The organism is Mycobacterium sp. (assembly GCF_051006775.1).
GTDB lineage: Bacteria > Actinomycetota > Actinomycetes > Mycobacteriales > Mycobacteriaceae > Mycobacterium.
Map to the genome: position 1 here is coordinate 98,630 of NZ_JBPCSX010000057.1, position 9,578 is coordinate 108,207.

Below are 9,578 nucleotides of genomic sequence, written 5' to 3' on the forward strand. Positions count from 1 at the left end.
TTGGTCACGTAGATTCCCTGATGTGCGCGTCACCGGGGCCGAGTCCACCGAACTTTTCGTAGGCGATGCCGACGACCCCGTGCAGATAGTGCGGGTCTTCTACAGCGGAGCGACCGAGCCCACCGCGGTGCGCGTGGCCGGAGACGGCCTGGACACCGTCGGCACAGCCCGCACGGCCACCGGGGACGGGGTCATCGAAGTCGCGGTGCGTGTCGACCAGGCGGATCCGGGAGACCGCCGGCCTGCCGTCGCCGTCGCCGGTGACAGCACGTTCACCTTTGATTTCACCGTCGCCGAACCGGGCTGGACGATGTACATGATCAGCCACTTCCACTACGACCCGGTGTGGTGGAACACCCAGGCCGCCTACACCAGCGTGTGGACCGAGGACCCGCCGGGTGCATGCAAGCAGAACAACGCGTTCGCGCTGGTGGCCGCGCACCTGGAGATGGCACGCCGCGACCCCGTGTATAAGTTCGTGCTCGCCGAGGTCGACTATCTCAAGCCCTATTTCGATGCCCATCCGGAGGACCGTGCCGACCTGTTGCGATTCATCGCCGAGCGGCGAGTGGAGGTCATGGGCGGCACCTACACCGAGCCGAACACCAATCTGACGGGTGCCGAGACCTCGATTCGGAACTTTGTTCACGGCATCGGTTTTCAGCGCGATGTGCTGGGTGCGAACCCGGCGACCGCCTGGCAGCTAGACGTGTTCGGCCACGATCCGCAGTTTCCTGGGATGGCCGCCGACGCCGGACTGACATCAAGCTCGTGGGCGCGCGGGCCACATCATCAGTGGGGTCCGATGGCGTCCAAAGACGGCCAAGCCGGCGACCCACGCCGTATGCAGTTCCGCAGCGAATTCGAGTGGATCTCGCCGTCCGGGGTAGGTCTGCTGACCCACTACATGCCCGCGCACTACGCAGCCGGCTGGTGGATGGATTCATCAGCGTCGCTGACCGAAGCGCAGGACGCCACCTTCGCACTGTTCACCGAACTCAAATCGGTGGCGTTGACACGCAATGTGCTGCTGCCTGTCGGCACCGATTACACCCCGCCCAACGCCTGGGTGACCGAAATCCACCGCGACTGGAATGCCCGCTACACCTGGCCGCGGTTTATCTGCGCGGTACCGTCCGACTTCTTTGCGGCCGTTCGTGCGGAGCTCGACGAGCGCGCCGCGGTGCCGTCTCCGCAGACCCGCGATATGAACCCGATCTACACCGGCAAGGACGTGTCCTATATCGACACCAAGCAGGCCAACAGGGCTGCCGAGGATGCGGTTCTGGGTGCGGAGCGGTTCGCTGTGTTCGCATCGCTACTGGGCGGGGCGCGCTACCCGGAGGCCGCGTTGGCCAAAGCCTGGGTGCAACTCGCCTGGGGCGCCCACCACGACGCCATCACCGGTTCAGAGTCCGATCAGGTGTATCTGGACCTGCTGACCGGGTGGCGCGATGCCTGGGAATTGGGCACCACGGCGCGGGCAGGCGCGCTGCAGGTACTTTCCGCCGCTGTTGCAGGGCCGTCGCATTCTGTGGTGGTGTGGAACCCGTTGGCGCACAATCGCACCGACATCGTCACCGTCCACGTCGAAGATCCGGTGGGGCCGGCCGCGCAGGTGGTCGATGCCTCCGGTGTAGCGCTGCCGACGCTGGTGGATGACGGCGGACATACGGTGACCTGGCGCGCCGAAGGGGTCGGGTCGCTCGGCTGGCGGGCCTACGGCCTGCTTGAGGACGGGCTCGAGGGAGGCCCCGACGACGGCACCGCGCCATCAGGGTGGCAGCCGGCCGACGGCGTCAGCATCGCCAACGAACATCTCCGGGTGCGGGTCGACCCGGACCGCGGAGGTGGGGTGTCCTCGCTGCGGGAGCTGGCCTCCGCGCGTGAGCTGATCGCGGACGGCGCGGTGGGCAACGAACTCGCCGTCTACGACGAGTACCCGGCGCATCCGGAAGCCGGCGAGGGCCCGTGGCACCTGTTGCCCAGCGGACCGGTGCGGTGTTCCTCGGCCGCACCGGCGCAGGTCCGCGCCTACAGCAGCCCGTTGGGTGAGCGGTTGGTGATCGACGGAGCAATCGGGAATCTGCTGCGCTACACCCAGACCTTGACCCTGTGGCGCGGGCTCAACAGGCTGGACTGCCGCACCACCATCGATGAGTTCACCGGGGCCGATCATCTGGTGCGGCTGCGCTGGCCCTGTCCGGTTCCGGGCGCACTGCCGGTCAGCGAGGTGGGCGATGCCGTCATCGGCCGTGGATTCGGTCTGATGCACGACCACGAATCCGGGGAGGACCGTGCGGTCGACACCGCACACCACCCCTGGACACTGGACAACCCCGCGCACGGCTGGTTCGGGCTGTCCTCGCCCGCCCGCATCCGCGTCGGTACCCACACCCGAGCGGTCGCGGTCGCCGAAGTTGTCGCATCGGAGCACTCGGCGGCGCACCTGGTCCGCGATCTGATGGTCGCCCTGGTGCGGGCCGGGGTGACGGCCACCTGTAGCGCCGCCGGGCACACCCGCTACGGCCACCTCGAGGTCGATTCCAACCTGCCCGACACCCGTATCGCGCTGGGTGGGCCGGAGGACAACCCGTTCACCGCCGAGGTGCTGGCCGCCGCTGATCCGCGTTTCGCCGCCGAACTCGAGCGTCAGCTTGGGCTCACCGGCAGTGCTCGGGTGTTCGTGCCCGCCGCGCATGCACTCGGCGAGGTCTGGCGACCCGACGCCGACCTGCGCGCGGCACAGGCGCTGCCGGTGCTTATCGTCGTCGGCGACGGCGCCTTGGCCGCGGTCGTCACCGACCTCGACGACGCCGAGGTCACCGTCGAGCAGAACATCGGCGTCGACTGCGGGGACTTCGAGTCACGGACCATCGCGCTGGTCAATCGCGGGGTTCCCGGCTTCGCCGTTGAACGCGACGGCACCCTGCATACCTCACTGATGCGCTCCTGCACGGGCTGGCCTTCGGGCACCTGGATCGACCCGCCACAACGCAAGAACCCGGACGGGTCCAACTTTCAGTTGCAACACTGGAGCCACACCTTCGACTTCACGCTGATCACCGGCGCGGGCGATTGGCGGGAAGTCGGAATGCATACCCGCAGTGCGGAATTCAACCATTCACTTATTCCCGTGGTGGTTGAATCTGGCAGCGCGCGACTGCCGGCGGACGGTTCGCTGCTCACCGTCGAGCCCGCCGGTGCGGTACAGCTTGCGGCACTGAAGGCCGCAGGCAACCCCACCGCCATCGGCAGCTCGGTTGCCGTCGATGCCGAGGCAGCCACCATCCGGCTGGTCGAGATCACCGGTGTGGCAACCGATGTGGAGATCAGCACCCCGATCGGCGCGATCAGGGATGTCGTGTCCACCGATCTACTGGAACATCCCCGGACGGGCGCTGATCCGCTGTGGTTGCACGGTTACCAGATCGCCACGCTCGCCGCCCGACTCGATGTGGCTCCGGTGATCGACGCCGAGATGCGCCAACTGGCCCCCGATGCCGAAGCCGCACAACCGTTGTACGCGCGCTACTGGCTGCACAACCGTGGGCCGGCCCCGCTGGGCGGACTGCCGGCTGTCGCGCACCTGCACCCACAAACCATCGCAGCCCAGGCCGGCGACACGGTGCGATTGAGAATGACCATCGCAAGCGACTGCAGCGATGCGGACGTCGACGCCGCCGTGGGACTGCGTTATCCGCCCGGATGGGAGCCCGGACCCGGGGAGGACCCGGCGAAGCGGATGTTCGGACCGCGCTCCTACCGGCTGCCCGCCCGCGGGCACCGCGAGGCCGAACTCTTCGTCACCGTGCCCACCGATGCGGAGCCTGGGCACTATCCGGTGCGTGCCCAGTTGACCTTGGCCGGTGACATCCCGCCGGCCTGGCGGCAGACGGTCGAGGACGTCTGCATGATCACTGTCGGGGATGTCGAACCGAATGTTGTGCGGTTGGTCGGCGAGCCGGCCGACGTCGTCCTGGCCCGCGGTGAGACGGGCCGGCTGACGGTCGCGGTCAGCAGCGGGGCACACGCCGACCTGGCGTTGGAAGCTCATCTGATCAGCCCATGGGGCACCTGGGACTGGATCGGCCCGGCGGCCCGCGGTGCGGTGCTGCCGGCCGGGTCCACGGTTGAGGTGGGCTTCGATGTCAGCCCGCCGCCGTGGCTGACTCCCGGTCAGTGGTGGGCCCTGATCAGGGTCGGCTGCGCGGGCCGGCTGCTCTACACCCCTGCCGTGGCCGTGACGGTCCGATGATCGCCGCGACGGTCGACGGTGCACCGGTGCGGGTCGCCGAGGTGGACGCCCGCGAGGCGGTGCTGCGCAACTCGCCACAGACCGCGGCACTGCCACGACCCGGCACCAGTGAGGGCAGGCAACTGCGGCGCTGGCTGACCCAACTGCTGGTGACTGAACGGGTGGTCGTCCGTGAGGCCGCAGGACTCGGTGTCCGCGCCGGCGCAGGCACCCCGGCCGAGTGCGACCTGCTGCCTGACCTGACCGCCCGTCTGGAGATCGGCAGCGTCGCGGCATCCGTTCTGGCTGACCCGTTGGCCCGGGCGGTGTTCGTCCGCGTGACCGCCGGGGTGGATATCGACGCCGACGCCGTCGCCGACTACCACCGGCGCAACCCGCGCCGTTTCGCACGGGCCGATCAGCCCGATCCCGACTACGCGGAGGTGGCGCCCACCATCGCCGCGATGTTGCGCGGGGCGGCCCGGCGCCGGGCGTTCCGGATCTGGCTCGAGCAGCGCCGGGCTGCGCTGGTCTGGCTGGCCCCCGGCTATGAGCACCCTGGCGATCCGCGCCAGCCCGATAACACCCACAAGCACTGATGCCCGATCAATCCCCTGCCCGCCGGACGGTACTGGCCCTCGACATCGGCGGCACCAAGATCGCCGCCGGGATCGTCGACGCGAAAGGTCAACTGCTGCATCAGAATCGGCAGCCAACCCCACACAGCGCCGACCCGGACGAAGTGTGGTCGGCGGCCCAGCGGACCATCGCCGACGCGTTGGCCGCTGCCGGCGGGGATGTGTGCGGTGTCGGTATCTCCTCTGCGGGTCCGATCCATTTGCCGAACGGAACGATCAGCCCGGTCAACATCGCCGCCTGGCGCGGGTTCGGTGTCGTCGAACGAGTGGCCGCCGCAGTCCCCGGCGTTCCGGTGCGGTTGGCCGGCGATGGGCTCTGCATGGCTTTGGGGGAACACTGGCGCGGCGCCGGGCGGGGCGCGGCCTTCATGCTCGGCATGGTGGTGTCCACCGGCGTCGGCGGCGGACTGGTGCTGGACGGCAGGCCGTACGGCGGGCGCACCGGCAACGCCGGCCATGTCGGGCACACCATCGTCGAGTTGGGCGGACCGCTGTGCAGTTGTGGCGCTCGCGGCTGTGTGGAGGCGATCGCCAGCGGCCCGCATCTGGTGGCCTGGGCGCGCGAGCATGGCTGGACCGGTTCCGATGCCAGGGAACTGTCGCAGGCCGCCGCGGCGGGACAGGACGTGGCGGTGCGCGCCTTCGGCCGCGGCGCCCGGGCACTGGCGGCGATGATCGCCTCGGTAGCAGCGGTGTGCGATCTGAACCTGGTGGTCGTCGGCGGCGGGGTGGCCGGGGCCGGAGCGGTGCTCTTCGACCCACTGCGCACAGCGTTGGGGGAGTACGCCGCGCTCGATTTCATCAAGGCTCTGCGGGTGGTCCCAGCTGAACTGGGTGGGGATGCCGGCCTCGTCGGCGCGGCCGCACTACTACGCGACCTGTGAACCCCTGCGGCGCGAGCAGACACAAACTCGCGTAGACCCGGCCGGATTTGTGCGATTTTGTGTCTGCTCGGGTGTCCACAGGCGCCTCGCAAGGTGGCTGGCGGAGCCACTGGTTCGGGTGCACGCTCGCCCGGATGAACACCGATGCCGCCGAGTTGATCCGCCGCGGTGGTGGATTGGCCACCACCGCCGAACTGCTCACCGTGATGACGCGTCAGCAGCTGGATGTCCAGGTGAGAAAGGGAGGGTTGGTCCGGGTTTGGCGCGGCGTGTTCTCGTCTACCCAACCTGACCTGCTCACCAGGCTGCGGGCGCTGGACCTGGTGGTCGGTGACCACGTTGTTGCGTGCATGCATACTTCGGCCGCTCTCTTTGGATTCGACATCGAGCGCAGTGCTTCAGTGCATGTCCTGGATCCTGGCTTCCGCCTCCGGCCTACTGCCGGTCTCGTCGTCCACCAACGGAAAGGTGCACCGCTGCAGCTGATTTCGAGCCGAAGCGCGACATCGCCGGCTTGGACGGCGGTGGAGATTGCCCGCGAGATCCGACGCCCGCGGGGCTTGGCCGTCCTCGACGCCGCACTCCGGGTGGGTTGGGCGACCCCGGCTGATCTTGCCGAAGCGGTTGAGCGACAGCGGGGACGGCGAGGGATCGTCGGAGTGCGCGACCTTCTGCCATTCGTCGACGGCCGTTCGGAGTCCGCAATGGAGAGCGAGGCGAGGCTGGTGATGCTCGACCATGGTCTGCCCCGTCCGGAGTTGCAGTACCTGATCCGTGGCCGTGACGGCGAGCGCTGGCGGGTGGATTTCGCGTGGCCGGAGGCCCGCGTGGCGGCGGAGTACGACAGCGTGGAGTGGCATGTCGGCCGGGTGGAAATGCTGCGGGACAAGGCACGCTTCGCGGGAGTCCAGGACGTCGGCTGGATCGTCGTTCCGATCGTGGCGGCCGACGTGCGCCGCGCCCCGGCGCGGCTTTGCGAACGCATCGCTGTTCAACTCCGTCGTGCAGCCTGACGGCGGGCAGACGCAAACTCGCACTTATTGCGGCTGAACCGTGCGACTTTGTGTCTGCTCGTGGCCGGAACGGGTGGATTTGGGCTACCCGGCGCGGTCGGGCTAGGCTGTCAAAGTTCTACCGAAGACCGTTGGTCACCGATGAGCGCGTGCGCGAGTCGGTTGAAGGTCCCGGACACCCGGGCGGCCCACGCAGGAGGACGAGGCTCCGCCGCTGCATGTCAGCGGTTTGCACGCCCCGGCCGTCTGCGTCGGGGCGTTTGTGTTTTCCGGCCCGCCAGCGGTTGAAAACCACTGAGGAGGCAATGCATGGCCAAGGCTGACAAGGCCACCGCGGTCGCCGAGATCACCGAGCAGTTCAAGTCCTCGACGGCCACCGTGGTCACTGAGTACCGCGGACTGACCGTTGCCAGTCTGGCGGAGCTGCGCCGGTCACTGGCCGGCACGGCAACCTACAGCGTCGCCAAGAACACGCTCGTCAAGCGTGCGGCGGCTGAGGCCGGGATCGAGGGCCTCGACGAGTTTTTCGCCGGTCCCACCGCGATCGCGTTCGTCAAGGGCGAAGCCGTTGACGCCGCCAAGGCGATCAAGAAGTTCGCCAAGGACAACAAGGCGCTCGTTATCAAGGGCGGCTACATGGACGGTCGCGCCCTGACCGTCGCCGAGGTCGAGGCCATCGCTGACCTCGAGTCGCGTGAGGTGCTGCTGGCCAAGCTGGCAGGCGCCATGAAGGGCAATATGGCGAAGGCCGCCGGCCTGTTCGCCGCCCCTGCTTCGCAGATGGCCCGCCTGGCCGCCGCGTTGCAGGACAAGAAGTCCGGCGAAACCGCCGCTTAAGCACACACCGAAGTAAGTCAGGAAAGGACAACACACATGGCAAAGATGCGCACCGACGATCTGCTCGACGCGTTCAAGGAGATGACTCTCCTCGAGCTCTCGGAGTTCGTGAAGAAGTTCGAAGAGGTCTTCGAGGTCACCGCGGCCGCACCGGTCGCAGTTGCCGCCGCCGGCCCCGCCGGTGGCGCGCCTGCCGAGGCCGCTGAGGAGCAGTCCGAGTTCGACGTCATCCTCGAGGATGCCGGCGACAAGAAGATCGGCGTGATCAAGGTCGTCCGCGAGATCGTCTCCGGCCTGGGCCTGAAGGAAGCCAAGGATCTGGTCGACGGCGCCCCGAAGGCTGTCCTGGAGAAGGCCAAGAAGGACGCCGCCGAGGACGCCAAGGCCAAGCTCGAGGCTGCAGGCGCCAAGGTTTCCGTCAAGTAGCAAAGATCTGCAGCAAATCCCCCGCGAACCACCTGGTTCGCGGGGGATTTGTCATTGCGCGACAAACTTCGATACGCGGTAGGCAGGTGCGCTAAGGTGACCGGAACCACAGGTGTCACTGCCGTGGATAAATTGTGTGGCCGGAAGGAATCGCGTGGGTACTTCGATCCAGGTTGAGGGGCTGACCAAGTCATTCGGATCCCAGCGGATCTGGGAAGACGTGACCCTGGACATTCCTGCCGGGGAGGTCAGTGTTCTGCTGGGCCCCTCCGGTACCGGCAAGTCGGTGTTCCTGAAGTCGCTGATCGGCCTGCTGCGTCCCGAGCGCGGCAAGATCATCGTCGACGGCACCGACATCATCGAGTGCTCCGCCAAGGAGCTCTACGAGATCCGCACGCTGTTCGGCGTCATGTTCCAGGACGGTGCGCTGTTCGGCTCGATGAACATCTATGACAACACCGCCTTCCCGCTGCGCGAGCACACCAAGAAGTCGGAGAGCGACATCCGCAAGATCGTCATGGAGAAGCTCGAGATGGTGGGCCTCGACGGTGACGAGAACAAGTTTCCCGGCGAGATCTCCGGCGGTATGAAGAAGCGTGCCGGGCTGGCCCGCTCGCTGGTGCTCGATCCGAAGATCATCCTCTGCGATGAGCCCGACTCCGGTCTGGACCCGGTTCGTACCGCGTACCTGAGCCAGCTGCTGATCGATATCAACGCCCAGATCGACGCGACGATCCTGATCGTGACGCACAACATCAACATCGCCCGCACGGTGCCCGACAACATGGGCATGTTGTTCCGCAAGCACCTGGTCATGTTCGGGCCCCGTGAGGTGCTGCTGACCAGTGACGAGCCGGTGGTCAAGCAGTTCCTCAACGGCCGCCGTATCGGCCCGATCGGCATGTCCGAGGAGAAGGACGAGTCGACCATGGCCGAGGAGCAGGCGATGCTCGCGGCAGGCCAGAGCGACGGCGGCGTCGAAGATATCGAGGGCGTGCCGCCACAACTGGTGGCCACCCCCGGTATGCCGGAGCGCAAAGCTGTCGGACGCCGGCAGGCTCGGGTGCGCGAGATTCTGCACACCCTGCCGCCTGCCGCGCAGGCGGCGATCCTCGACGATCTCGAGGGCACCCATAAGTTGCCGACGCACACCTTCGCGGGCGAGCCGGCACACGGCGCTCACCACGCCGACTGACAGCCTCTGCCTTTTTTGCCTGCGGCTTCTGACGGATTCGTTACGGCGGAGGCCTGTTTTGGGCTAACCCTGGCCCCTGGGCGGCAATCGCGATAGCGTTTGCCCGTTCCTGTGGAAGGGGAGTTGCGTAATGGTTGATCGACGGGCCTTACTGGGCACTGGTGCGGTTCTGGTCGGGATGGGCAGCGCTCTGCTGACCACTACAGCGGTAGCCGCGGCGGACAGCGGCGACATCGACTCCGGTCAGCAGGCGAGTGCCCCCTCGGCGGTTACCTCGAACACCGCGACAAGCACCCGGCGTGCCGCGGCGCGGGCCGGCGCTGCGGCCCCGGGCGCCAACCGCGCGAC

At 67.6% G+C, this 9,578-nt stretch carries 7 protein-coding genes and 1 pseudogene; all 8 read left to right on the forward strand.

The window, feature by feature from the left end:
- Positions 1 to 22 precede the first annotated feature (22 nt).
- The gene (locus ACR2JI_RS04705; protein WP_526388519.1) at positions 23 to 4,258 is read left to right on the forward strand and encodes a glycoside hydrolase family 38 N-terminal domain-containing protein; all 4,236 of its coding nucleotides are present in this window, start codon (positions 23 to 25) and stop codon (positions 4,256 to 4,258) included.
- Positions 4,255 to 4,836, forward strand: a complete 582-nt coding sequence (locus ACR2JI_RS04710; protein ID WP_526388521.1) for a DUF7158 domain-containing protein — start codon at positions 4,255 to 4,257, stop codon at positions 4,834 to 4,836. Before ACR2JI_RS04705 ends, ACR2JI_RS04710 begins: the two co-directional genes overlap by 4 nt.
- On the forward strand, positions 4,836 to 5,759 hold the full coding sequence (locus ACR2JI_RS04715) for an ROK family protein (protein ID WP_526388523.1): 924 nt from the start codon (positions 4,836 to 4,838) through the stop codon (positions 5,757 to 5,759). The genes ACR2JI_RS04710 and ACR2JI_RS04715 overlap by 1 nt, the downstream gene beginning before the upstream one ends.
- Positions 5,760 to 5,893: 134 nt before the next feature.
- Positions 5,894 to 6,772 carry a type IV toxin-antitoxin system AbiEi family antitoxin gene (locus ACR2JI_RS04720; RefSeq protein ID WP_526388525.1) on the forward strand — a complete coding sequence of 293 codons (879 nt, stop codon included), beginning with the start codon at positions 5,894 to 5,896 and terminating at the stop codon, positions 6,770 to 6,772.
- Between the two features lie 309 nt (positions 6,773 to 7,081).
- Positions 7,082 to 7,609, forward strand: coding sequence for a 50S ribosomal protein L10 (gene rplJ / locus ACR2JI_RS04725; protein WP_526388527.1), 528 nt, complete (start codon positions 7,082 to 7,084; stop codon positions 7,607 to 7,609).
- 36 nt (positions 7,610 to 7,645) lie between these two features.
- Positions 7,646 to 8,035 carry a 50S ribosomal protein L7/L12 gene (gene rplL, locus ACR2JI_RS04730; RefSeq protein WP_526388529.1) on the forward strand — a complete coding sequence of 130 codons (390 nt, stop codon included), beginning with the start codon at positions 7,646 to 7,648 and terminating at the stop codon, positions 8,033 to 8,035.
- 154 nt (positions 8,036 to 8,189) lie between these two features.
- Positions 8,190 to 9,230, forward strand: a complete 1,041-nt coding sequence (locus ACR2JI_RS04735) for an ABC transporter ATP-binding protein (protein WP_526388531.1) — start codon at positions 8,190 to 8,192, stop codon at positions 9,228 to 9,230.
- Between the two features lie 130 nt (positions 9,231 to 9,360).
- Positions 9,361 to 9,578 (forward strand): annotated as a pseudogene (locus tag ACR2JI_RS04740) (hypothetical protein); the annotation flags it as partial.